The sequence below is a fragment of the Actinoplanes sp. NPDC051537 genome (assembly GCF_055586105.1).
Genome location: NZ_JBVJIU010000023.1, coordinates 1 through 22464, shown reverse-complemented (window position 1 = coordinate 22464; position 22464 = coordinate 1). Strand labels below are relative to the sequence as shown.

At 69.8% G+C, this 22464-nt stretch carries 25 protein-coding genes; 10 read left to right on the top strand and 15 right to left on the bottom strand.

The window, feature by feature from the left end:
* Window positions 1-16: 16 nt before the first annotated feature.
* Complete coding sequence (locus ACZ6TB_RS41330) at window positions 17-451, bottom strand: DUF2690 domain-containing protein (RefSeq protein ID WP_465564855.1); 435 nt, start codon at window positions 449-451, stop codon at window positions 17-19.
* Window positions 452-574: 123 nt separating this feature from the next.
* Here ACZ6TB_RS41330 and ACZ6TB_RS41325 point away from each other — a divergent pair, with 123 nt between their 5' ends.
* Window positions 575-3400, top strand: a complete 2826-nt coding sequence (locus tag ACZ6TB_RS41325; RefSeq protein ID WP_465564852.1) for an AfsR/SARP family transcriptional regulator — start codon at window positions 575-577, stop codon at window positions 3398-3400.
* A 62-nt stretch (window positions 3401-3462) separates the two neighbouring features.
* On the top strand, window positions 3463-4416 hold the full coding sequence (locus tag ACZ6TB_RS41320) for a DUF1214 domain-containing protein (RefSeq protein ID WP_465564851.1): 954 nt from the start codon (window positions 3463-3465) through the stop codon (window positions 4414-4416).
* Here ACZ6TB_RS41320 and ACZ6TB_RS41315 read toward each other — a convergent pair.
* The 5 genes from ACZ6TB_RS41315 to ACZ6TB_RS41295 form a co-directional block, all read right to left on the bottom strand.
* Entirely contained in the window at window positions 4400-4750 is a 351-nt protein-coding gene (locus ACZ6TB_RS41315; RefSeq protein ID WP_465564848.1) for a YciI family protein, read from the bottom strand. The two genes, ACZ6TB_RS41320 and ACZ6TB_RS41315, sit on opposite strands and share 17 nt — an antisense overlap.
* Window positions 4751-4858: 108 nt before the next feature.
* Complete coding sequence (locus ACZ6TB_RS41310; RefSeq protein WP_465564846.1) at window positions 4859-5482, bottom strand: cytochrome b/b6 domain-containing protein; 624 nt, start codon at window positions 5480-5482, stop codon at window positions 4859-4861.
* Window positions 5463-6182 carry a molybdopterin-dependent oxidoreductase gene (locus tag ACZ6TB_RS41305; RefSeq protein WP_465564844.1) on the bottom strand — a complete coding sequence of 240 codons (720 nt, stop codon included), beginning with the start codon at window positions 6180-6182 and terminating at the stop codon, window positions 5463-5465. The genes ACZ6TB_RS41310 and ACZ6TB_RS41305 overlap by 20 nt, the downstream gene beginning before the upstream one ends.
* Window positions 6179-6385: a hypothetical protein gene (locus ACZ6TB_RS41300; RefSeq protein WP_465564842.1), complete on the bottom strand. Its 207-nt coding sequence runs from the start codon at window positions 6383-6385 to the stop codon at window positions 6179-6181. Before ACZ6TB_RS41300 ends, ACZ6TB_RS41305 begins: the two co-directional genes overlap by 4 nt.
* Before the next feature lie 93 nt (window positions 6386-6478).
* Window positions 6479-7192, bottom strand: coding sequence for a TetR/AcrR family transcriptional regulator (locus tag ACZ6TB_RS41295; protein ID WP_465564840.1), 714 nt, complete (start codon window positions 7190-7192; stop codon window positions 6479-6481).
* A 184-nt stretch (window positions 7193-7376) separates the two neighbouring features.
* On the opposite strand from ACZ6TB_RS41295, the gene ACZ6TB_RS41290 reads away from it, so the two are divergent.
* The gene (locus tag ACZ6TB_RS41290; protein WP_465564838.1) at window positions 7377-8423 is read left to right on the top strand and encodes a hypothetical protein; all 1047 of its coding nucleotides are present in this window, start codon (window positions 7377-7379) and stop codon (window positions 8421-8423) included.
* A 272-nt stretch (window positions 8424-8695) separates the two neighbouring features.
* The gene (locus ACZ6TB_RS41285; protein ID WP_465564835.1) at window positions 8696-9544 is read left to right on the top strand and encodes a hypothetical protein; all 849 of its coding nucleotides are present in this window, start codon (window positions 8696-8698) and stop codon (window positions 9542-9544) included.
* 43 nt (window positions 9545-9587) lie between these two features.
* On the opposite strand, the gene ACZ6TB_RS41280 is transcribed toward ACZ6TB_RS41285, so the two are convergent.
* The 6 genes from ACZ6TB_RS41280 to ACZ6TB_RS41255 form a co-directional block, all read right to left on the bottom strand.
* Entirely contained in the window at window positions 9588-9947 is a 360-nt protein-coding gene (locus ACZ6TB_RS41280) for a hypothetical protein (RefSeq protein WP_465564832.1), read from the bottom strand.
* Between the two features lie 372 nt (window positions 9948-10319).
* Complete coding sequence (locus ACZ6TB_RS41275) at window positions 10320-10613, bottom strand: DUF1330 domain-containing protein (RefSeq protein WP_465564830.1); 294 nt, start codon at window positions 10611-10613, stop codon at window positions 10320-10322.
* Between the two features lie 20 nt (window positions 10614-10633).
* On the bottom strand, window positions 10634-12022 hold the full coding sequence (locus ACZ6TB_RS41270; protein ID WP_465564828.1) for an MFS transporter: 1389 nt from the start codon (window positions 12020-12022) through the stop codon (window positions 10634-10636).
* A 41-nt stretch (window positions 12023-12063) separates the two neighbouring features.
* The gene (locus ACZ6TB_RS41265; RefSeq protein WP_465564825.1) at window positions 12064-12498 is read right to left on the bottom strand and encodes a MarR family winged helix-turn-helix transcriptional regulator; all 435 of its coding nucleotides are present in this window, start codon (window positions 12496-12498) and stop codon (window positions 12064-12066) included.
* Between the two features lie 207 nt (window positions 12499-12705).
* Window positions 12706-13320 (bottom strand): GNAT family N-acetyltransferase, encoded by a 615-nt coding sequence (locus ACZ6TB_RS41260; RefSeq protein WP_465564823.1) that lies wholly within the window; start codon window positions 13318-13320, stop codon window positions 12706-12708.
* A gap of 103 nt (window positions 13321-13423) precedes the next feature.
* Entirely contained in the window at window positions 13424-14284 is an 861-nt protein-coding gene (locus tag ACZ6TB_RS41255; RefSeq protein WP_465564820.1) for a cation efflux transmembrane domain-containing protein, read from the bottom strand.
* A gap of 518 nt (window positions 14285-14802) precedes the next feature.
* Here ACZ6TB_RS41255 and ACZ6TB_RS41250 point away from each other — a divergent pair.
* On the top strand, window positions 14803-14964 hold the full coding sequence (locus ACZ6TB_RS41250; protein WP_465564818.1) for an aldehyde dehydrogenase family protein: 162 nt from the start codon (window positions 14803-14805) through the stop codon (window positions 14962-14964).
* Here the strand turns inward: ACZ6TB_RS41250 and ACZ6TB_RS41245 are convergent.
* Window positions 14941-15903 carry a LysR family transcriptional regulator gene (locus ACZ6TB_RS41245; RefSeq protein ID WP_465564815.1) on the bottom strand — a complete coding sequence of 321 codons (963 nt, stop codon included), beginning with the start codon at window positions 15901-15903 and terminating at the stop codon, window positions 14941-14943. The genes ACZ6TB_RS41250 and ACZ6TB_RS41245 overlap by 24 nt on opposite strands.
* Before the next feature lie 73 nt (window positions 15904-15976).
* Between ACZ6TB_RS41245 and ACZ6TB_RS41240 the strand changes: the two genes are divergently transcribed.
* From ACZ6TB_RS41240 to ACZ6TB_RS41230, 3 genes are all read left to right on the top strand, one after another.
* The gene (locus tag ACZ6TB_RS41240; protein WP_465564813.1) at window positions 15977-16939 is read left to right on the top strand and encodes a DMT family transporter; all 963 of its coding nucleotides are present in this window, start codon (window positions 15977-15979) and stop codon (window positions 16937-16939) included.
* Between the two features lie 10 nt (window positions 16940-16949).
* A complete protein-coding gene (locus tag ACZ6TB_RS41235) occupies window positions 16950-17369 on the top strand; it encodes an ATP-dependent DNA ligase (RefSeq protein WP_465564810.1) in 420 nt (139 codons plus the stop codon).
* Window positions 17370-17612: 243 nt separating this feature from the next.
* Window positions 17613-18518, top strand: a complete 906-nt coding sequence (locus ACZ6TB_RS41230; RefSeq protein ID WP_465564807.1) for a hypothetical protein — start codon at window positions 17613-17615, stop codon at window positions 18516-18518.
* 341 nt (window positions 18519-18859) lie between these two features.
* Here the strand turns inward: ACZ6TB_RS41230 and ACZ6TB_RS41225 are convergent, their stop codons facing one another.
* Entirely contained in the window at window positions 18860-19024 is a 165-nt protein-coding gene (locus ACZ6TB_RS41225) for a hypothetical protein (RefSeq protein WP_465564804.1), read from the bottom strand.
* A 150-nt stretch (window positions 19025-19174) separates the two neighbouring features.
* Between ACZ6TB_RS41225 and ACZ6TB_RS41220 the strand changes: the two genes are divergently transcribed.
* Complete coding sequence (locus ACZ6TB_RS41220) at window positions 19175-20074, top strand: hypothetical protein (protein ID WP_465564801.1); 900 nt, start codon at window positions 19175-19177, stop codon at window positions 20072-20074.
* 155 nt (window positions 20075-20229) lie between these two features.
* Here ACZ6TB_RS41220 and ACZ6TB_RS41215 read toward each other — a convergent pair whose 3' ends face one another.
* Window positions 20230-21591, bottom strand: coding sequence for an MFS transporter (locus ACZ6TB_RS41215; RefSeq protein WP_465564799.1), 1362 nt, complete (start codon window positions 21589-21591; stop codon window positions 20230-20232).
* 229 nt (window positions 21592-21820) lie between these two features.
* Between ACZ6TB_RS41215 and ACZ6TB_RS41210 the strand changes: the two genes are divergently transcribed.
* Window positions 21821-22195 (top strand): hypothetical protein, encoded by a 375-nt coding sequence (locus tag ACZ6TB_RS41210; RefSeq protein ID WP_465564798.1) that lies wholly within the window; start codon window positions 21821-21823, stop codon window positions 22193-22195.
* Window positions 22196-22464 lie beyond the last annotated feature (269 nt).

Here is a 22464-nt window from a genome sequence, read left to right as displayed (position 1 = left end):
TCCCCCGTGAGTGAGATCATCGCCATGCCGTGCACGTGCTCTCGCCGCCGAAGCAGGCCTGCACCGACTGCTGGAAGTCGACCAGGGTGCTGGTGGCGCCGTGGTTCTTGTAGATGGTCGCGGTGAAGGCGGTCTGGTTGACGCCGCCGTACTCGGGCTGCGTCTGCAGGTATCCCTCGGTGACGAAGCCGCCTTCGTCGGTGATGGTGAAGATGGCCCACATCGCATGGCAGGTCGGGCTGTACCACAGGTCGATACGGCCTACCCCCGTGGAGGCCGTGACGCCGTTGATCGCGTACGCCTGATCGCTGCAGTCGGTGTCGGCGAGGTTCCGGCCGTCGCAGCCGGACCTCTCGCAGTGCACGACGGCGCTTGCCCGGCTCGCCGGCGCCGCCAGCCCGGCGACGAGCAGGAGTCCGGCGACGATCGCCGCTGTTCGACGGTTCCGCATGGTTGTTCCCCCGCGTCCTGGGTGTGTGATCCTCACCGTCCGGCATGGATGTCTCGACGTTCCCCTTGTCGGGTATCGGAGCGAGGACCCCGGACCGGCCGGCCGATACATAGAATTCGATCCATGTCGGGGGACACGGACTTTCTTCTGCTCGGGCCGGTGGAGGTGCTCGCCGATCGAGAGATCGTCCATCTGGGCGGGAGCCGTCAGCGGCACGTCCTGGCCGCGCTGCTGCTGAGCAGCAATCGCATGGTGCCCAGCCACCAGCTCATGTCCGCGGTGTGGGGCGACGCGCCACCGGCCACCGCGCAGCGGCAGGTGCACATGGCCGTCTCGACGCTGCGCCGCGCGCTCGGCCGGATCCCGTCCTGGGGCTCGCTGCGGACCGAGCCCGGCGGTTACCGGCTGTGCGTGCCCGACGAGCGCATCGACGCCTGGCGGTTCCGGGGTGCGGTCGAGGAGGGCCGGCGTCTGGCCGCGGCCGGCAGTCCGGCCGAGGCGGCGCGGGCGTTCCGGGCGGGCCTCGCGCTGTGGCGTGGCCCGGCCCTCGCCGGACTCGAGGGGCCGATGCGGGAGCAGGCCGACTGGTGGGACGAGATGCGGCTGACGACGCTGGAGGAATGCCTGGAGTGCGAGGTCGCGGTCGGGGCGTCCGCGGCCGTCCTGGAGGAGCTGTCCGCCGTGACGGACCGTCATCCGTTGCGCGAGCGCCTGGTCGCGTCGCTGATGCTGGCGCTGAGCCGGCACGGCCGGCAGAGCGACGCGATCGCGATCTATCGCCGGACGGCCGCCCTGCTCGCCGACGAGCTCGGCCTCGATCCCGGGCCGGCCCTGCAGGACCGGTTCCTCGAGATCCTCCGCTCGACGCCGGCGCCGGCTCCGGCCGCCGCTCCGGCGCCGGCCGGCTGGGCCCCGATCGTGCCGCGGCAGCTGCCGGCGCCGGTGCCGGTCGTCGGCCGCGAGCGCGAGACCGGCGCGCTCGACATGCTGCTGTCCGATGACGACGGCCCCCGGATCGCCGTCGTGCAGGGCACCGCCGGGGTGGGCAAGACGACGCTGGCGGTCCACTGGGCCCATCGGGCCGTTGCCCACTTCCCCGACGGGCAGCTCTACTGCGACCTGCGGGGCTTCGACGCCTCGCCGGTTCCCGCCGTGCCCGAGGAGGTGCTCCAGGAGCTCATCGAGGCTCTCGGCGGAGCGCCGGAGCGGATGCCGGGCGGTTTGGACGCGCGTGCCGCCCTGTTCCGCAGCCTGCTGGCCGATCGGCGGGTGCTGCTGGTGCTCGACAATGCCCGCAGCGCCGAACAGGTGCGGCCGCTGCTGCCGGGCGCGCCGGGCTGCCGGACGGTGATCACCAGCCGGCCGGAGATGACCACGCTGGCGGTCACCGACGGCGCCCGGCTGGTGCCGCTCGGCCTGCTCACCGAGGAAGCGGCCATCGCGCTGCTGGTGAGCCGGCTCGGCGCCGACCGCGTGACCCGGGCCGCCGGAGCGGCCCGGGAGATCGTCCGCCGGTGCGCCCGGCTGCCGCTGGCGCTGGCGGTGACCGCGGCCCGCGGCGCGGCGCGGGCCTCGTTCCCGCTCGAGGCGCTGGCGGACGACCTGGCAGCCGCGGAGGCGCCGCTGGACCTGCTGGCCGGCGGGGAACCGGCCGGTGACGCCCGGGCGGTGATCTCGTGGTCCTGCCGTGCGCTCGACGATCGCGCCGCCCGGCTGTTCCGCCTGCTCAGCGTGCACGGCGGGCCCGATCTCGAGGTGTACGCGGCCGCGAGCCTGCTCGGTCGGCCGGTCGCCGACGCGCGGGCGGCCATGACCGAGCTGGCCGGCGCGAACCTGGTGTCCGAGCACGTGCCGGGCCGATTCCACATGCATGACCTGCTGGGGGCCTACGCGCGGGAGCTGGCGGCGGGCCACGCGCCGGACGGCGACGCGGCCCGGCTGCGCCTGATCGATCACTATCTGCAGACCGCGTACGTCGCGGTCCGGCTGCTCGCACCCCGGCTGGCCCGGGTCCGCCTGCCCGGACCGCTGCCGGGAACGGTGGTGGACCGTCCGGCGGACAGCCGGGCGGCGTACCAATGGCTCGAGCGGGAGTACGCGAACCTGTGCGCCGCCCTGGACACCGCCCGGTCGCTCGGTCTGGAACGGCAGCGATGGCAGCTGACCTGCGCGATCGGCACCTTTCTCCATCGCCGGGGCCGGTGGCATGACGGGATCCGGTTGCAGGAGAGAGAGCTGCCACCGGCCCGGGCGGCCGGGGATCGGGAGGCCCAGCGGCATCTGCATCATGCCCTCGGCCTGCTGCTCGAGTGCTTTCATCAGTATCCGGGCGCCGCCCGGCACCTGGACGAGGCGCTGCGGCTGTGCCAGGAGACCGGTGACCAGGACGGCATCGCCGACGTGTCGATCGACATCGCGACCCTGCGGACGAACGGCGGCGAGCCGGGCGGTGACGAAGCGGCGATCGTGCTGGCCACCGAGGCGCTGGCCCACTACCGGCGGAGCAACCAGCCGATCTTCCAGGTCAGCGCGCTGAACAATCTGGGGTGGAGCGCGATCCGGCTCGGCGATCCCGCGCGCGGCCTGGCCCACTGCCAGGAAGCACTGGAGATTTTCGCGACGCTCCCGCCCGGCGGCCCGGTCCAGAACCCGGACGTGGAGGGCGCCACGCTGGACAGCCGGGCCCTGGCCTACCAGCTGCTCGGTGCGCATGCGGAGTCGATCGCCGATCGCCGGGAGGCGATGCGGGTGCTGCGGGCCGGCGCGGGCAAACGGGTGATGCAGGCCGAGGTCCAGTTGTCCCTGGCCGAGGCGTATCTGGCGGCCGGGCTCTTCGCCGAGGCCCGCGGCAACGTCGAGCTCGCCGAGCGCATGTTCCGCGAGATCGACATGGACCAGCTGCCGGAGCTGCGCGAGCGGCTGGCCGCCTTCGACGTGCCCCACCATTGACACGGCCCGAATCATCCGTGCCGGGCGACGCGACACTGCCTCCGAACGGCGAGGCTCGGAGCATGACGAGTGCCAAGGTCAACGTTGACAACTTCGCGCGGGCCGAGACCCACCGCATGTTCGCGGACCTGCAACGCGAGGCCGGCGGCGTGAACCGGCTCTTTCACAACCGGGCCCCGGCGCCGATCGACAAGCAGACAGTGATCCGGATGAACCGCGACACCCTGTACAGCTTCGCGATCGTCGACATCTCGGCCGGCGCCGTCCTGTCCCTCCCGCACCCGGGCCGGCGATACCTGTCCGCGATGATCGTCAACGAGGACCACTACATCAACCGGGTGTTCCACGAGGCCGGCAGGCATGAGCTGACCGTCGCCGAGTTCGGCAGCCAGCACGTGGCCGTCGCCGTGCGCACGCTCGCCGACCCCCGCGACGCCCACGACCTCGCCGTGGTCGCCGAGCTTCAGGACCGGATCATCATCGAGGCCGGCCAGGAGCGGGAGTTCTCGATGCCGGACTACGAACCCGGCAGCTTCGACCGGACCCGGCGCGCCCTGCTCAGCCTGGCATCGGACATGACCTCGTTCGCCGCCGGCTTCGGACACCGCGACGACGTCGACCCCGTACGCCATCTGGTTTGCACGGCGGCCGGGTGGGGCGGGCTGCCCGACACGGAGGCCACGTACGTGGGTGTCGCGCCGCAGCTGCCCGCCGACGGCACCTACGAGCTCACCGTCCCGCCGGACGTGCCCGTCGACGGCTTCTGGTCGATCTCGGTCTACAACGCCGACGGCTACTTCGAGCCCAACCCCGGCGACGCCTACAGCGTCAACGACATCACCGCGGTCCATGATGACGACGGTGGCGTCACCGTACGGTTCGGCGGCACCGGCGACCCCGCGCGCAACTCCCTCCCGATCACCGACGGCTGGAACTACCTCGTACGTCTCTACCGTCCGCGCAAGCAGGTCCTCGACGGAACCTGGACCTTCCCGGCGCTTACCCCCAGGACTTGAAGCGGCGGACCTCCTGGGGCCAGCCGCACGCCTCCGCGATCTTGCCGGCCCACATCGTGGCCGTCTCGTCGTCGGGGACGTTCACGATGGTCAGCCCGCCCAGGAACTCCTTGCTCTCGACGTACGGCCCGTCGGTGACCAACGTCGTGCCGCTCGTGGCGTCGGCGCTGAAGACCGGGCCGTCCTCTTCCTCGAGCCCTCCGGCGAAGACGAAAGCCCCGGCGGCCTTGATCTCGTCGACGACCGCCCGGGCCAGCGGCCCGCGCCCGCGGAACCACTCCTCGGTGTGGTCGCCCACCCATTGCTGGTTGAAGTAGATGAGGTACTCAGGCATGGTCGCTCCCTCTGCTCGGCCGGACCCGGCGTCCGCCCTCGCCTACGCTACGAACGGCATCCGGCCGATCCGACACTCCCCTGCAGAAATCTTTGGGGTTCGTGTCGTTCACCGGTGGCTCTGGTCCTCTCCGTCCCACAACGCGTGATGACGGCGGGCCCAGGATCGGGACACGAAGCCGGTCCGCAGCCCGCGGCGCGCGTCGGGATCCCCGTACGCCATCCAGATGTGACCGAGGACCAGCGCGCCCAGCAGGAGGGCTCCCCAGTCGTGGACGAAGGTCGCCCCGGTGCGCGCGACCAGGGGTGTGAGGTGCGTGAACCACATGATGAGCCCGGTGCCGGTCATCACGAGCGTGCCCGCGGAGGCGAGAGCGGCGTACATCTTCTGGCCCGGGTTGAATTTGCCGGACGGGTGCGGACGGCGGCGCAGCGTCGCCCGCAACCAGCCGCGATCGTGCGGTCCGAAACGGTTCAGCCGGGTCAGATCCGCGCGGAAGGCCCGCGACAGCAGCCCGGCGAGGACCGGGACCAGCGCCGCGATTCCCGACCACTTGTGCACGGTGACCAGCACGTCGCGCCGCCCCACCACCTCACCCAGCAGGGGCAGATACAGAAACGCAGCGGTGATCATGGTCGTGCCCAGCAACGCGGCGGTGCAGCGGTGGATCCAGCGCTCGGCGACGGTGAAGCGCCGCAGCGGCGGCCCGGCGTCAGGAGGTGGGATGGTCATCACGTCCGTTCGACCTGCCGACCCAGCCGTCCACGTCATACCCGCGCTCTTCCCAGTAGCCGGGCGTGACCTCGTCGGTGACCGTGATGCCCGACAGCCACTTCGCCGACTTGTAGAAGTACATCGGCGCGGCATACAGGCGCACCGGGCCGCCATGCGCGGCGGTGACCGGCTCGTCCTGCATCTCGTACGCCACGAGCATGTCCGGGCGCCGGGCCTGCTCCAGCGTGAGGCTCTCGCTGTAGACGTCGTCGAAACAACTGATGCGCAGCGCCTTGGCGCCCGGTTTGACGCCGGCGGCCGCCAGCAGATCGGTCAGCGGCACCCCGGTGAACGCGGTCTGCGGCACCCGCCAGCCGGTGACGCACTGGACGTCGCGGACCAGCCGGGTCCGCGGCATCGCCTTCAACTGCGCGAGCGTGTACGTCGCCGGGTGGTCGACCAGGCCGTCCACGGTGAGCCGGTAATCGGTGGCCGACCGATGCGGGATGCCGGCGGCGACCGAGTAGAAGCGGAAGCCCCCGCCGCCGGGCAGCAGCCCGGTCAACCCGGTCGGATCCTTGCTGCTGACGGCGGCCAGCGCCCCGTCCGTCGCCTTCTGCACCCGAGCGCCGACGGCCACCCCGGCGGCGCCGAGCGCGAGCACGCCCAGGAAGATCCGCCGCCCGACCGGCTTGCCCGCGCGGTCGTCCTCGCTCAACGGGGCGCCCTGGAGCGCAGCTTTCTGATGCCGCCGACGAGCAGCACCAGGCCCACGACGGCGACCACCACGCCGATCACCAGCCATTGGGACTCGCCGTTCATGCCGCCGCTGGCACCCGTCGCGCCGGAACCCTGCAGGATCCAGGTCCCCCCGATCAGGAGCAGCAGCACGCCGCCGATCACGCGTGTCCAGACCCTCATCTCGTCCTCCTGCCCCTCATCTCGTCCTCCTGCCCCGGGGGGCGACGGCACCCTGCCGTCCGGCCCGGCTTGCGGTCGTGCCCGGCCCCGCGATCAGCCAGGGATCTTGGCGAGGCCGGTAGCCATCTCCCGGCTCCGAGCCGATGGCAAAAGTAGCTTCAGGGTGGTGCGGACGAGCGCGACGGCGCGCTGCTCGATGAGTGCGACCTGGGCGGTGCCCAGCACGTCGCCGGCTTCGGGCTCCTCGGCCCAGCGCAGGATCTCGGTGCGGACCGCACTGGAGCAGAGGGCGAGCAGGATGTCGGCCCGGGCCAGGACGTCGAGATCGGAACCGGCCTCGTCCGGCGGTGCGGTCCGGGTCAGGAGCCGGCCGACGTACTCGGTCAGCCGGACCTTGCGGGCGTTGAGCTGGGCGAACTGGCCACCGACTATCTCCGGGTGCCGGCGCATGATCTCGAGGCGGCGGCGGTGCAGCCCCGCGTTCACGCTCTCCGTGAAGCCCATCGTCGCCGTTGCCAGGTGAACGACGGCCGCGACCAGGTCGAGGCCGTCGACGCCGGCGAACTGTTCCGCTAACAGGTCCTCGTCGGCCTGATGCGGTCGCATGCCGAGGACGGCCGCGTCCTTGCTCTCGAAGTAGTTGAAGAACGTGCGGGGCGAGACGTCCGCCCGCTCGCTGATGGCGTCGACCGTGGCCGCCTCCAGCCCGGCGCTGAGCACCAGCTCGACCGCCGCGGCCTCGATCCGAGCCCGCGTCTCGGCCCGCTTGCGGTCCCGCAGCCCCGGTTTCGCGCCCGGCTCCTCCATCCTCGCTACAGTACTGCAATTTTGCAGTCGTGCAATTCTGAGGCGTCGGCGCAGGTCCCGACCTTGCGGGACCTTGGTCCCGACCTCGGCCCAAACGCTCGCCGACGAGCTCGGGTGTCCGTAAGAAGGGTGTCGAAGATCAGGGCCGGCGGCCGCGACCGCCACGGACAACGGAGTGACAGCAATGAAGGGGATTCTCGGGCGCTGCGGTGCCCTCGTGGCCGGTGTGGGCGTAGTGCTCGCGCTGCCGACGCCGGCGTCGGCCCACGAGAAGTGGTTCGTGCCGGACGCCGGCGCCTACCCCACCGACTGGTCGTTCGCCTGGCGTCCGCTCACGCTGACGCTCGTGCTCGCCGTCGTGGCCGTGACGCTTCTCTGGCGGTACGTCGCGGTGCGCTACCTGCCGCTACCCGAGTTGCGGTTCCTGGGCTTCCTGGGACGGCTCGTGCCGTACGTGCCGAGGCTGCTCGCCATCCACCTGGGCGTGTCGCTGCTGGCCGCCGCCGTCTCCGGCCATTTCCTCACCCACGACCTGGACGTCGACGACCTCGCGGGCGGCTCCGCCCTGCTGCTGCTGGAGGGGGCCCTCGGCGTCTGGTTCGTCACCGGCATCCGGCTGCGCCCCGCCGCCGTGCTGCTCGCCCTGGCCGGCCCGCTGGCCCTGCTGGTGTCCGGCCCGGTCGGGCTCCTGTCGGCCATGGATCTGCTGGGAGTCGCGGTCTTCCTGGCGTTCGTGCCGCCCTCGGACGCCGCCTTCGGACGAGTGGAGCTCGACGCCGTGGCGCTACGGCGTGGGCTGCTCGCCCTCCGGCTGGGCGCCGGCGGGGCGCTGATCACCCTGGCGTTCGCCGAGAAGCTAGCCAACCCGGCGCTGGCCCGGGAAACCTTGCGGATGTTCCCCCACCTCGACGTGTTCGCGCTGGTCGGCATCCACCTGCCGGCCGACACCTTCATCACGGTCGCCGGCGCCACCGAGCTGCTGTTCGGCCTCCTGGTCATCTCGGGCGCCCTCCCCCAGGTCGCGGTCCTGGTCGCCGGCATCCCGTTCAACGCCACGTTGCTGCTCTTCGGCGGCACCGAGATGCTGGGCCACCTGCCCGTCTACGGCGTTTTCCTGACCCTGCTGGTGTACGGCTCGGACGCCCGAACGGCCGAGCTGGTGCGCTGGCTGCCGCCCCTTCCCCGGCGCACGGTACGCCGCCCCGCGCTGGCCGCCGAGCCGACGGCCTGACCGCCGGCGCCCGGCTCACCGCGGTGTTGGGTGGCTCAGATCCGGCACGCGCCCGCCGTTCACCGCGGCACGGAGATGCTCGAGAGGGGTCTGCCCAGCTCAAATTCCCGCGCGGCAGTCCCGTGGGGATCGAGGAGCGAACCGGCACGGCTCGGATCGTCGTGAAGCTGCGGAAGTCAACGGCAGTTTCCGGCTGCCATTCCGCACCGCCTTTGACGTCCGCCGACCCAACGGGTGATCGTCTTGGCCACACGCGACGAAAGGATGCGGAGATGACCTTCACGTGGCAGGAGTGGACCGAGCAGCTGTCCGGCGGCACGGACGAAGACCTGGCGCCGGTACTTACCAACGTGCGCCCCGGCCGGCGACCGAAGACCCGCGCCCTCTGGGCGAACTACGCCGAGACGAGGGACCTCTGCAATCTTGGGCTGCACCTGCTTTACACCGAACAGATCGAGGGCAAACGGCGCGGTGACGACGACGGGAAGCTGTTCAGCTCGCTGAGCGGCCAGAGACTCCAGGCGCACGCGTGGGATGTGATCGAAGACCCGGCGCGGGCGGAGCGGCTGAGCGCCGACCGGTTCGGCGCGACCTGGATGAACGCGCACTCGTATACCGAGGACCTGTTGGCCTACTTGTACCGGCCGGCGCCGTACATGCGCAGAATTCTTCAGATGCGCAAGACGATGACGGCGATGACAGCCACGATGCCGCTGGGATCGGTGGTTCGGGCGGCCGCCGCGGCAGAGTTGGAGGACACGACGGATCATCCGATCACTGCGCTGCAAACCTTGGTAGAAACTGCTCTCCCGTCCGACCTTCGCGTCCGCAAGCTCCACAGACAAGAGGAAGAGGACGCCCTGCAACTGTGGGCCGAGCTGTATTCGGAGCTCTTCCCGGCCTACGACCTGCAACCCCGGCCAGATACCACCTGGATGGATGTGGCCCGGCTCTTCTCCACCGTGGTCGAAGGCGCCCTCGTCGGCCGCCGCGTCCGCGGCACACACGCCCGGCTGAGCAACGGCGACGACCTGGTCGCCGGCGCGATCCTGGCGATGATCCCGTCGCTGTTCGCGGTCGAGCCGGGCGGCCTGGAAGATCGCACCGTGCAAGCCCGGTGATCGTGCCAGGTTCCGCAGTACGCGGTTGCACCCTCGGTGGGCATCACGTATCCGTACCGGTTGTGCCGCGGGCAGCGTGAATGGCCCGGGCCAGCTCGGCGAGGTCCACCGCTGGGGTCACCGCGCCCAGCAGCAACACGACCTCGGTGTGCCGGTTGTCCTCGCGCAGCAGCGCCTCGCGGTGCCGGTCGCGCTGCCGTCGATCCTGCAGCGCCTGGCCCAGCACTTCGGTCACCACGTGCCGAAGCGCTGCCGCCATCGGGCCGGCCAGCAGGCCCAAGACGCTCAGGCCGACGACCACCAGGTTGCCGCCGCGCGACGCCAGTGCCGCCGTCAGCGGTGCCGTCGCCGCCACGGGCATGACCCATCGCCGAACGGCGCCGGCGACCACCATCCTGTTCATCGGAACCCCTTCGCCGCCATCTCACCAAATCGATGAAGACAGCGTGGAGCACTACCGGGGGTCGATTCGATGACGACTGGTCAGTGGCAGTCTCTGCGGCAGTGAGAACCCACCCTTGACATCAGTACCCGCCAGCGTCGGGCACACGTTGGTCGGCCCGGTCTCGTCCGTGCTTGAGCAGCCGGCCAGGGCGGAAAGCTGGGCGATCAGCAGGCTCCGGTGGTGTGGTTGCATCCGGCCGCCGAGTCGCTGCACAGACCCGTCCTGTCCCGCCCGCGAATTGGGCAGGACAGGACGACGGGGCATCGTTGACGCGGGTCGACCGGACACGTGCGAGTTCGAGGCTTCGGTGCGGATCCGCCTGGACCTCGGTCAGTCGATGCCTTCGACGATGCGGAAGTCGCGCTCGACGCCGTCGCCGAGGGCGGCCAGCGCCTCCTGGTAGGCCGCACTCTCGTGCGCCGCCACGGCCTGCTCGAAGCTGTCGAACTCGACCAGGACGGTGCGCTCGGCGATGCCGGCGTCATGCGCCACGACCCGACCGCCGCGGACGACGGTCCGGCCGCCCGCGGCCTTGACGGCCGCACCGGCCAGCTTGTTGTACGCAGCCAGCTTCTGCGGGTCGGAGATGGTGCGGTAGGCGCTGACCCAGTAGCCCTTGGGCATGGAACCTCCAGTGATCTGTTTTACGGGTGGGAATCGGGCGAGCGCCGGCGGGCGAGAGCGAGGCTCGTCAGCGCCGTGATCGCCATGGCGCCGATGCCGACCAGCGCCGCGGCGGTGTAGGCGCTGTCGTCGGGGAAGAGGTGGCCGGGGGCGGTGCCCGCGGCGAGGATCAGGCCGCCGATGGCGCTGCCCAGGGAGTACCCGACGCTGCGGACGACGTAGTTGAAGCTCATGGCGCTCGACGTCTCGCTCTTGGGGGTGACGGCCAGGATGACGCCGGGCATCGCGGCCGAGAAGCCGCCGACGCCGAAGCCGAGCACGCCCATCGCCGCGAACAGCTCGGCCAGGTCCGACCGGGCCGCCGCGAACAGGGCGAACCCGCCGCCGACCACGACGGCGCTGCCGGCCAGGAGCAGGGGGCCGGCGATCCGTCTCCGGATCCGCGGCGTGAGCTTGCCGGCGACGAACCCGAGCACCGAGAACGGGATGAGGACCAGCCCGGCGACGAAGGTCGTCAGCCCGAAGCCGTAGCCGGCGCCGTGCGGCGTCTGCGCGTACCGCGTGATGAGCGTGAGCAGAAGGTACATGCCGATCCCGCCGACGAACATGGCAAGGTTCGCCCCGGCGACCGCCGGGTGCCGCACCGCCCGCACATCGACCAGGGGTGTCGTGCTGCGCAGTTCGATGACGGTCCAGACGGAGAGCAGCACCGCCGCGACGACGGCGAGGCCCGCCGCCACGGCGAGGTGCCGGCTCCACAGATTCCGTTCGCCGGCGAGGAGCAGCACCAGGAGCAGCGCGCCGGCCAGGACGACCGCGCCGGCCACGTCCACGTGGGCGGAGCGGCCTTCGGGGGCTTCGGGCATGGAGCGCCACGCGGTCAGGAGGGCGGCGGCGGTGACGACCAGGCCGAGGCCGTACGCCGCCCGCACCCCGCCGAGCTCGGCGAGCAATGCGGCCAGCGGGTAGCCGACGCCGGCCCCGATGATCGAGACCACCGAGATCAGGGCGATCACGGCCGCGCCGCGCTCCTCGGGGAGGTGGTCCCGGGCCACGCCCATCATCAGCGCCGTCAGCCCGAGCCCGACGCCCTGGGCCGCCCGGCCGGCCAGCAGCCACGCGAACGACAGCGGCAGCACGGTGAGCGCGCTGCCGGCCACGACGACCACCAGCGTGGCGAGGATGGTGGCCCGCCGGTACGGGCCGGCGCCGAGCCGGCCCAGGACCGGCGTGGCGACCGCGCCGCTCAGCAGTGCAACGGTCAGCGTCCACTGCGCACTGCTGAGCGAGACGTGGAACGAGGTCGCCACGCTGGTGATGAGCGGCGTCCCGAGGCTGGCGACCGCCGCCACGACCAGAGCGATGAACGTCAGGGCGGGGACCAGTAGCCGCGCCTCGGAACGCCCCACCGGGAACACCTCCGCCGCGACCCCGCCGACCGGCCGCCCGGTCACTGCTTTCGCCCTTCGCGGTCCTGGCTTTCGAGCTCGGCCAGATGCTTCAACGCAGGCAGGGCCGCCACCAGCGCCTCGACCTCGTCGCCGGTCAGCTCGCCGATCAACCGCTCGAACGCGTCGACGCCCGCTTGGCGCCGCGTCCGCACATAGGAGGCGCCGGCCTCGGTCAGGCACACCAGCGTGACCCGCTTGTCGGACGCGTCGCCCCGCCGCTCGACCAGGCCGGACTCCTCCATCACCCGGACCAGGGTGGTCATCGCCGGCTGGGTGACGCCTTCGACCGCGGCCAGATCGGTGATGCGCCGCGGGCCGGTCCGGTCCAGGGTGGCCAGGGTGGCGGCGGACGTCAGGCTCATGTCCCGGGGCAGGCGCCTCGCGGCCCTGGTGGCCAGGCCGTAGAGGGCTGCCCCGATGTCCGGGTGACTCACACTCGAAGCATAGCAACTTTATATTCAAAGTCTATGCAAACAACCAACCGCTCTCCGACGTACGGGTCGGTGATGTCGCGCAGTTCGGTGAGGATCTCGCGGAGCAGGAGGGTCCGGCCCGGACCGAGCGATCGCCGCCGCCCGGGCCGCGACCGATCGGGTCTGGAACATGGGCCGGCCGTTCCGCCGAGACCGCCGAGGACGAATTCAGAGCCGGTCGAACGGTCCGGCGTACCGAAAACGGCCGGCCAGGCCTTCGTACCGGCTGAGGATTCGGACCTGGAAGTTGTCACCCCACGCGGAGTCCGGCGCGGCTATCCCCACCGCCTGCGCCGGAACGAAGCCGAACCGGCGGTAGTAGGCAGGATTGCCGAGCAGCCCGACCAGGGGCTCGCCGAGCGCGTCGGCCGCGCCGAGAACAGCGTGCATCAGGGCGGTACCCACGCCGGCCCGCTGGCGGCGCGGAAGAACACTCAGCGGGCCGAGGCCCAGGGCCGGCCGGGCGTCGACATAAGCCCGCGTCGCGAGAACGTGGCCGACGACCTCGTCATCCTCGATCGCGACCAACGACAGTTCCGGTATCCAACCGGCATCGTCGCGCAGCCACGAAACGAGCGTCGCCTCGCCCGGATCGCCCCCTGGCTCAACTGGCGGTGCGCTGTACGCGACGCCGCGGAACGCGGCCGCCGTAACAGCGTGGATCGCGTCGACATCGTCGGAGTGCTCACGTCGAACTATCACCACCGAACGATCGAGCCTTCTCCCCCCGCCGTCAACGAATTTGGCAGCCGGGGCCGGCGATGATCGCACCGTGTCGACCACCGCCTCAATTGGCCACAGCCCACCGGAACGGCCCGCGGATCACCTCGACTGGTCAGCTCCCATCACGGGTTCGACGCACGACCCTTGCCCGTCTCGCCGCCGCTTACCGGACCCACTCCGGGTCGCCGGTCAGCTCCACATTGAGCCAGAGGTCGTACGGGAGAACCGCGGAAAGCCGATCGAGCAGATCCCGGCGGACACGGTCGGCGTCGGCCACTCGCCAGCGCTCGCCGGCAACGACGAAGTCCACCTCCACGTACAGCTTGGGTCCGACCTTGGTCAGGCGTAGCACCGGCTCGGTAAGCCCGTACGCCTCGCGGACCTCAGCCAGCGCCCGGCGGACCAGGTCGTGGATATCGGCCGCCGGGGAGCCTTCGAGCAGTTCGGTCAGCGTCCGCCGGATCATCCGTATCGGAGCCGGGGCGAGCGCCGCCGACGCGATGAGCACCAGCACGGGGTCAGCAAACCGGCCCCAGTGCGCGTTCCCAGCCCGATTCATCAGCAGTACCAGACCGAACGCGACAATCATGCCGACACTCAGACCCGCGCCGACGAGCCAGGCCTGAGCCTCGGCAGCGAGCAGCTCCGAGCGCTGGCCTCGCGGTCGCAGCCACGCCCATCCGGCAACGGCGGCAAGCAGGGACAGCATCCCGTACCACAGGGCGGACGAGGGGATGACGTCGCTGCCCCCGCCGACGATAGTCAGGGCGGCATCGATGGAACCGTAGCCGCAGGTGGCCAGCATGGCGACGCCCTGCAGGGCGATGACCAGCGGGCTGAGTGCTTCCCGACCGTACGGGTACCGCTCGGTCGGACCCCCGGCGATGAGCCGGGAGGCGTGCAGTGCCAGCCCGGTAAGGCCGATGCCGACCGCCGCATACACGCCGTCGAACAGCACGATCTGGGATCCCGAGACGACGCCCCAGACGACACCGACTCCGGACAGCAGCGTGGTCGCCGCCATCGAGACACGCAACGCGCGCCGCTCCTCGTCCGGTTCGATCGGCGAGCGCGGTCCAACGCCACCTCGCGGGCCTGGAGACCCGGCCGGCACCCCGGTCACCACCGGGCGCGCAGCCCTGGATCCAGGCATCCGGCCGGGCGAACACCGAACAAGGAGCAGAAACCCATCGGCCCTCCATAACCATCCGAGTCCGAAGCTAAGCGCGCCGGCGCGTTGCAACGTCATCCTCCGGGGGTGAGGCCACACGTCCGGACACAGCGGCACGGCCGGAACACACCATGAGCGAAAGCGCCAGCAGAGAGCAGAACAAGGAGGCTAAAGCCGGCAAACGCAAGGACTGACGCACGATACAGATGTGACCGATCTCGGTTGCGACTTATCGGTCGACTCGTAGGCGGACCACCGAGACAGCCATCGACACCGACCGTGATTCGGTAAAAGATGCAACCCCGTTGCCGCGCCCTAGCCTGCAACGACCGCAACGTGCTCTCGGCCACGGGCCAGGAACGACGAACGACATGGGGATCGCCCAGGAGGAGATCTTCGGCCCCGTGCTCACCGTCTCGCCCGTCGATGACGCCGAGACCGCGGTGGCGACGGCCAGTCCGGCATCGGTGTCGACAAGTCGCTGCACGCGATGGACAAGTACACCCGCATCAAGAGCCTGTGGGTCGACCTGACGTCGTAGTCGAACCAGGATTCTCCGCAGCGAGCCGCGCAGCCTGCTGGGTGACAGCGGCCAGGAAGGTCGTCAGCGCCGGAGCCGGCGGCGTCTCGCGAGTCGCTACGACCAGGCGCCGCCGCAGGTCGGTCTCGGCGACGTCGCGGACCGCCAGCGCCGGATCGTGAACGGGCAGGGTCAACGGTGGCATCAGGGCGACCGCTGCCCCCGCCCGGACAAGTTCGAGCTGCACGTCGGAATCGTTGGAGCGGTGGCGCAGATCAGGCTCGTACCCGCCGAGCAACCGGCACACCCCCACCACCATCGCGTGATGGCCGGTGCCCTCGGCCGACGCCGCCCAGATATCCGAGCGCAATCCCGCCACCGCCACTGGACCACCGGTCCGTGCCAGCGGATGGTCAGCGGGAAGGATCAGCCTCATCGGCTCCTCGTAGAGATCAGCGAACCGCAGACCGGCCGGCCGGGGACGGGGGTGACCGTCGTACTCGTCCCCGATCACGAGATCGACCGCACCCAGCCGCAGACCAGGCAGCGCCTGCTCCAGCTCCAGCTCGAAGACCTCCGTGCGCACCTGCGCATGCTCAGCCATGAGACGAGCCACCGCCGGCACCAACAAGCGACGAGCCACCGATTGCAACCCACCCGCCCGGACAGTTCCCCGCACGCCACCCGCCAGCGACGCCAAATCTGCTTCCGCCGCCTCGGCCGCCGACAGCAGAACCCGCGCATGACCGGCCAGCAGACGACCGGCATCAGTGAGCCGCACCCCTCGGCCGGCCTTTTCGAACAGCCGTGTTCCGGCGTCTTTCTCCAGCAGATTGAGCTGCTGCGACACCGTCGACGGGCTGAAGCCCAGCGCCACCGCGACAGCCGCCAGCGTTCCGCGTTCCTCGAACTCCCGCAGGAACCGGAGCCGTCGGAGATCCAGCGTGACCATGCGGAAATCCTAACGAATGAGCTCCACGAATCATCGCTGGACCGAACCAATAGCATGACCCATCCTGAAATCCATGGGTCCCGCACTATGTCTCGCCTCGGCTGCCTTCTTCGGCGCCATGGGCATCTTCGGCAAGCTCGCCTACGAAGCGGGAGTCACGCCGACCGCGCTGCTCCTCATCCGGTTCAGCCTGGCAGCGATCCTGCTCGTGCTCATCCTGGTGGTGCGGCCCAACCTGCGCCGAGGCCGAGCGCTTGTTCCCGCAGGCCGCCGGCTCCGCGTCTACAGCATCGCGTTCGGCCTCGGCGCCATCGGGTACGCGCTTCAGGCCAGCCTGTACTTCGCCGCCCTGGAACAGATGGACGCATCACTGCTGTCCCTGATCCTCTACACCTACCCGGTCCTGGTCACCTTGGCGGCAGTGGCCCTCGGCCGGGACAGATTGACCCCCGCACGTACCGTCGCGCTGCTCGCGGCGTCCTGCGGAACGCTGCTGGTCCTGCTCGGCGCAGGTGCCATGACCTTCCACCCGATCGCCGCAGTGCTCGCCTTCGGCTCAGCCACCACCTACACCATCTACATCCTGGTGTCAGACACGGTCGTCCACCAGCTGCCACCGGTCGTGCTTTCCGCCTTCGTGATGACCGGCGCCGCCATGGCTCTGGGCGTTCGAGTTCTGTTCACCGGCGGTGTCGACCTCGGCTTCGCGCCGGCGGGTTGGTTGTGGCTGGCCTGCATGGCCGTCATCTCCACCGTTATCGCGATGCTGGCCTTCTTCGCCGGATTGCGGCGGACCGGCGCGTCCACAGCTTCGATCCTGTCAACGTTCGAGCCCGTCGCCACCGCCGCCCTGGCCGCGATCGCCCTCGGCGAGATGCTGAGTCCGATGCAGATCGCTGGCGGCGCCCTTGTGCTGTCGTCGGCCGCGGTCCTGCAGATTCGCGTGGTCCGCAGACGACCGGACGACGGCCAGCCCGCCAGTACAGCCGACGAGACCGGAACCGGGCGGACCGGCGTCACCGTCGGCGCCAACTAATCGCAGAGACGTGGACCGAAGCCGAGACAGCATTCCAGCACTTAGATATCTGACGTCGCCAGCAGACGTCTCCGCAGTACGCGCCAGCCTGCCAGCGGGCACCGTCGTCGACGGCGAGCTGGTCGTCTTCGACACCGAGGCGGGCAGTACGGTGTTCCCGGCGCTGCCGGGCCGGATCACCGCCGGGCGTCGCCTGGCCCGCGAGGCCGCAGCCCGGCCGGCGAACCTCGTGTTGTTCGAGGTGCTCGCTGACGGCGGCGACGATCTCACCGGCCTACCGCTGCGCCAGCGGCGCGCCCGACTCGAGCATGTGCCTCGAAGTCACCGCGCTCGGCTGACACGTCAACCAGCCGGTGAGCGGCCCAAGACTCACCAGCATCGGGGTAGGCGCGGAGTGCGTCAATGTCGCCGCGCTCGACCAACAATTTGACCAGCGGTTCGCGAGCCTGCCAATTGCCCGCATCGGCGCAGGCGCGCAGCGCGTCGGTATCGCCGCGCTCAACCAACAGCTTGACTGACAGCTCGTTCAGCCGGAAGGTGGCTGGCGGCTGCACGGCCCCGAAAGTCGCGTTAAAGAAGCTTTAAGGAACGCTTGCTCTGCGTCATGAACTGCTGCCACATCATTGCTCGTATATCTCGGCACAAGCAGTACCGAGACGAAGAGGAGCCGTGCGTGTATCGACGCGGAGTCAACAGCCGGACGCGCAAGCTGGTGATTGGCGGTGCCGCCGCAGCGCTGCTCGGCTCGGCGCTCGCGGTCGGCACGGGGATGAGCCAGGCCGCCGAACAGCGCAACGCCGGCGCCAGCTCCGGTAACATCAACGCTTTGGTGCCGGCGCTGGGTTTCAGCCCGGGCAATCCGAACGCGACGGCCGACCGCGTGGGCCCTACCGGGGTAAAGGTTCCCGGTCGCTGCCCACCCACTCAAGCCCAGGTGAACGCGCAGGTAGCGCTCAAGAATGCGAACTTGCCGAGTGGAACGGACCTTGAAAGCCGCATCCAACGTTTTGAGAAAACCTTGTCGGCGATTCAAGACTTGAAATGCCCCGCATCTTCCACGACGTTGCTGGGCCGCTTGAATTCTTTGACCGCGCTGCGCGGAAACGCGAACCGCGATAACATCGTGCGTGGTTTGGGTTTGAACGAAACGCCGGCGGATAGAGCCGCCGCCACAGGATCCGGTGACGCGGCCGCGAGTGGAGCGACGGGGAACGCCGGCGCCAGCTCCGGTAACATCAACGCTTTGGTGCCGGCGCTGGGTTTCAGCCCGGGCAATCCGAACGCGACGGCCGACCGCGTGGGCCCTACCGGGGTAAAGGTTCCCGGTCGCTGCCCACCCACTCAAGCCCAGGTGAACGCGCAGGTAGCGCTCAAGAATGCGAACTTGCCGAGTGGAACGGACCTTGAAAGCCGCATCCAACGTTTTGAGAAAACCTTGTCGGCGATTCAAGACTTGAAATGCCCCGCATCTTCCACGACGTTGCTGGGCCGCTTGAATTCTTTGACCGCGCTGCGCGGAAACGCGAACCGCGATAACATCCTGCGTGGTTTGGGTTTGAACGAAACGCCAGCCGGATAAAGCCGCGGGGAATGCGGCGCCGCAAAACGCGCCAGCGAAATAAGCGGCTCGCAGAGCGGCGCCGCGGACAACGGCAACCTGATCCTTCGCGAATCCTGATCCACCGCACGGAACCGCCTCGCCGGAGGCCCTCGCACCACGGAGGTCTCCGGCGCGTCCGTGTGCGGGCCATGCGCGCGGTGATCATCATCGAGGGCAACCGCTGAGCAGATGTAGACAGGTAGGGTCATCCGCCACTCGTGGTGATGCGTGCTGTCTGCTCGGCTGCTCACGGATCTGCCGAGAACAGTGCGCGCGATCAAGGCGCGAAGGACCCGCCTGCGTGGACGTGCCGAGGGGCGCTACGACCCGCCGGCCGCACGGTCCAGCGCCGCGCGGATGTCCCTGCGCAGGCCAGAGCGCAGGTACCAGCGCACTGCCACCACGATCACCTCGGCCGGGAAGCGGAACCCGGCGAACGCGGATCGAGGAGGAGACCAGGAACGGGACGGAGCAACGGACTTCACCGGTCAACACTGCCTGACCATCCGATCGGCCGATGCGACAGGGCCGTTCCGCCAAGCCGGCGCTGGGCGCACACGGCCGATGAGCCTGGCCAGGATGGGCTGACTCCGGCTGGCGGCCGGGCCGCGACCATAACCATTACAGTCGCATTCGTGAGCGCAGATCAGGGTCTTGTCCGAGTGTCCGATTCGTTCGGCGTACGCCGTACCCGAGCCGGATCGATCCTCGCGGATGACGGGACAAACTATCAGGTCAAGTGGGATGACACCGATGAGGAAGAGCTTGTTCCACGGGGCGCCGGCGTTCACGTCGCGACGAGGGGTTCGCTGCGTTTCCTGGCTCTGTCCGACTCCCGGCTGTTCCACGCCGTCTTTGCCCAAGAGCCCCTCGCGGTGGTTCTCCACCTGTTGGCCGAGTCGTCGGTCCCGCTGAAGGTGCGAGAGATCCGGGAGCGTCTGGCCGAGCTCGGGCTCCGGAACGAGACCTGGGCCCGGCACGGGCCCCGCGCGCTGGCGGTTCTGCCCAAGTGGCCAAATGTCGTCCGACGGCAGAAGGGCGACACTCTGGCCTACGCCTGGGTGGGAGACGACCTTCCCGAACTCCCGTCAGAGGCCGAGCCTGACCCGGAGCCGGCACCTACGCCCGCGCCTGTGTCGAAGGCCGCTCCTTCTCCCGCCAAGCCGATCGCGGCTGCGACACCGGCCGAACCGGCGGTGCCGTCCGCCGAGCGCCTTCGGCGCCAGATGAGCGCCGCGCGGAGCCTCGGCGAGGTCGCTCGCCTGCTCACGCTCCCGAGAGAGTTCGTGGCTGAGTTGTCACCGGAGGTGGTCGCCTCCGCGCTCCGCCGGGTCGCCGCTGAGGATCGGCTGGTCGCGGGCTGGCTCGACGCCCTGACCGCCTCCGGGCCGATCGGTGCGCTGACCGAGGAACTGGCGACGGCCCGGGCGGCGAACGCCGCACTCCAGAGCCGGGTCGATGAGCTGGAGGAGTGGTGGACGGCCCTTGAGCAGAGCACCGATCCGGGCACCGCAATCCGTCAGCCGGGTAGCTGAGGATCTTCTGGTGCGCCGGCTCGGAAGTGCGCAGGTAGGGCGATCCGCGCCGCCTTCTATCTTCCTTCGCTAGAACACGCCGATTCTGTACCCCGGGTACGAGTAGCGCGTCCTCATTTGCCGCGAATCGGGCGTGGATCTGGGTGGGTCGTTCGCTATGACGTGCCACCGGCTCCGTTTTCGGTTGAGCGCTCGGTCGTGCCGACGTGAGCGAGGTCGGTCGCGCCGTGGCGTTCCGGGTCGGGGCCGGAGGCACGTGCGTCGGTCAGCACCTCGGCGGGCACATGCGTCTCGAGGAACCGTCGCGCCAGCCGGGTCGACGGGTGGATCCCGATGGTGGCCGCCACGACGATGCCGGCGATCACCAGCCAGCCGGCCGCACCCCAGTTCATCGCGAGGAAGGTGTAGACCGCAGGCGCCCACACCTTGCCGAGAGTGCCGCTCAGATTGGCTGTTCCCTGGTAGGCGCCGCGCCGGCGCGGGTCCATCAGTTCGGCCTCGAACGTCCAGTTGGCCGCCGAGAGGTAGAGCTCGGCCCCGGTCACGGTGACGTGTCCCAGCCAGACCAGGGCGATCGTGACCCAGCCGACGGTGTCGTGCGTCGCCAGCGTGATCAGGCAAGAGATCACGAAGAAGGCGGATGACACCCGGATCGCCCTCAGCGCGGTGGATATGCCGTCGACTCCGCGGGCCGCCACCATCGGCAGGAAGATGCACATCACCGTGTTGGTGCCGAACAGGAAGGCCAGCAGCACCCGCGGGGCGTCGGTTTCCTCGACCAGCCACAGCGGGATCACGACATTGAGGAGGACCTGGTTGGTCCAGAACACCCCGACAAAGAAGGTCGTCAGGAGCCAGCCGACGTTGCGCAGCGGTCCCGGGCCGGGGACCTTCGCCTTGCGCTCGGCCGAGGTGAGGTTGTCGTGCGTTGCCCGGGGCAGCCGGCTGATGGAGGCGGCGTTGACCAGGAAGATCACGGCGGTGAACCAGGGCAGCGCCTGGAGGAGGTCGTTGGAGTGGATTGCCAGCGCGACACCCCCGATGAGAGCGCCGAGGGTGAAGCCGAGGTTGAGCGCGGAGTACATGTAGGCCCGCGACCTGACCCGCTCCTCTGGGGGCAGGGCGTCGATCGTGTACGCGCCGTGCGCGGCGCCGCCGAGGGCCGCGACGACCTCCATGCCGACGGCCATGGCGACGAAGCCGTGGAAGCTGGTGATGAAGGGCCACAACGCGAACATCGCCGCCTGCCCGGCCGCGCTGACGGCCCACATCTTCCGCGGCCCGAAGCGGTCGACCAGCTTGCCCATCGGCAACGCCGCCAGGAACTCGGCGATGCCCGCGCAGGTCAGGCCGAGACCGACTTGAGCGGCGGACAGCCCGACGATCTGGGTGAAGAAGACCGCCGAGCCGGTCAGGAAGGCACCCTGACCGAGCGCGAAGAGCAGCGACTGGACCGAGAGCCGCCCGGCCAGACGTGACGGTGGACGCACTTGACGGAGGACGGCGTCGAGAATCACCTGAAAAGTCTCCGGGTTTCAGACGGCAGATGTCGCGCCATTTTCCGGCGCTTCGGAAGTCAAGCCGTCCGCGGCGTGGTAGAGACCTTCCTCCCTCGCATCGATCGTTCTGCAGGTCAAGCGTGACCGCGACCGTTTCCTTGGTCGACGCCCGTCATGCGGCGCTCGGCGAGGCGACTGGTCGTCGGCCGCCTATGCGTTGCCGCGACCCGCGGCGCAAAACGGCCGCGTGTTCGCCGTCGTCGCTGCCACCAATCAATTCGCCATCGGAATGGACACCGCAGCGGCCTCCCCACTGGTCACCCTGCTCGGTGCGCACATCGCCATGGTCACCGCCGGATGCCTCACCATGTTCGCCGCCGTGGGCGGGCTCACGACTGTCGACGGCGGCGCTCGCGCGTGCGAAACGGGTTCCTGGTCGCAGCCGGTTGCGAGCGGACGGTCTTTCAGAGCCGCCGTCGCCGACTCGCAGAACCGGAGCGCCGCACTGGCGCTCGTCGTCAACTTGGCGGTCGTCAAAACCGCTTACATCAGGGGTGCGCCACAGCTCGTCGGCAACCTTGAGGTAGGCGATGGCTGGACCTGCAACGACGGTTCCGGCTGACAGCAGAGCAGCGGGCAGTTCAGCCGATTTGGACTATCTGAGCGCCCTCCGCCGGCAGGGAGTTCTGCGGCCGTCCGCGACGGCAAAAGCGGGGGTTAAGTGGGGGCGCGATCTTGAGAAGCAAAACGGTGACCTGCGTTACCGCAGGTCACCGGCTCGTTTTGGTCGGGCTGACAGTGTGTTGGTTCAGGACATAGGAAACCCATGTCTCAAGACATCGGAAACGGTGTGTCGGGACATCGGAAACTCTGGATGCTGGTGATCGTCGC